Here is a 527-nt window from a genome sequence, read left to right on the forward strand (position 1 = left end):
AGTGGCGCTCCTCCTTCTTGGGAAGCAGCAGTTTGGCCGGCGCGTTGTAGAGCATATGCTGAATGACCGCCGTATACCCACCGCGATCGTAGAACGTGATGGAGTTCCGCTCGCCTAAGGCCTTCCAGAAGGGCTGCATAATGGGGTAGAAGCCCGTCACGCCGCACTCGCGGCCGCCGAACTCGCGCTCGGTGTCCGGATCGAGGTCGAGCCCCACGTAAACCCCGGTGGAGCGGGCGTCTAAGTGATACATGAGATCGGAGATACGACTGCCCTTGCCGGCGCCGTTCCAGCCCTCGAACAGTACCACGAGCCCCACGCCCTCGTTATTAGCCTGCTGCTGGAGCACCACGAGCTTGGCCAGAAGTTCGTCCCACTGCTCCTTGTAGACGGCCTTCTTCATGGGCTTCTTGTTGAACGTGACCTTCTCGAGCATGGCTTTCCTTTCCCCTATCTTTCGCCGCCTGTTCGGCAAATAGGCCGGCGTCGCAGCGCCCGGTTCTCACAGAAGACGAACGCCCAAAGAT

General features: G+C 60.3%; 1 pseudogene. It reads right to left on the reverse strand.

From position 1 onward, the window contains the following. A pseudogene (locus NE591_RS12285) lies at positions 1–436 on the reverse strand (polyphosphate--AMP phosphotransferase); the annotation flags it as partial. Between the last annotated feature and the right edge of the window lie 91 nt (positions 437–527).

Source organism: Adlercreutzia sp. DFI.6.23, from assembly GCF_024462535.1.
GTDB classification, from domain to species: Bacteria; Actinomycetota; Coriobacteriia; order Coriobacteriales; family Eggerthellaceae; genus Adlercreutzia; species Adlercreutzia rubneri.